Below are 486 nucleotides of genomic sequence, written 5' to 3' on the forward strand. Positions count from 1 at the left end.
GCCCGCATCCGCCGTAACCCAACACACAACCCCGCCGCTCCCATACCCCCAATCTACTGCCCAAGGACCGGCCAAACCATACCGCTCTTGGGGTATACCATTGGTTCATTGGTGGATAAGGTCCGAAAGGCCGTCATCCACCATCACGCTTTATAACTGCGCCAAGGCCCAATCAAACACACACTGATCCTCGGCATCCACCTGTCCCTGCATCTGCTTGAGGCTGTCCATCAAGGCCTCCACATTGGGCCGGTGCAGATTCACATGCCCCACCTTGCGCCCGGGGCGAATTTCCTTCGCGTACCAATGCACATGGGCGCCGGTCACCCCGAGCCACTCGGTGCGCCAATCCCGCCCGAGCAGGTTGTACATCATGGTCACACCGTAAACTTCCGGAGTGATCAGCGGCAAACCCGCCACGGCCCGCAGATGCAGCTCAAACTGGCTGATATCCGCCCCGGCCTGGGTCCAGTGGCCGGAGTTGTG

Annotated in this window: 1 pseudogene; it reads right to left on the bottom strand. The window is 60.5% G+C overall.

Going from position 1 to position 486, the window contains the following annotated elements:
- Positions 1–150: 150 nt before the first annotated feature.
- Positions 151–486, bottom strand: a pseudogene (locus tag B3520_RS04090) (5-(carboxyamino)imidazole ribonucleotide synthase); the annotation flags it as partial.

Source organism: Marinimicrobium sp. UBA4509, assembly GCF_002388575.1.
Classification (GTDB): Bacteria; Pseudomonadota; Gammaproteobacteria; order Pseudomonadales; family Cellvibrionaceae; genus Marinimicrobium; species Marinimicrobium koreense.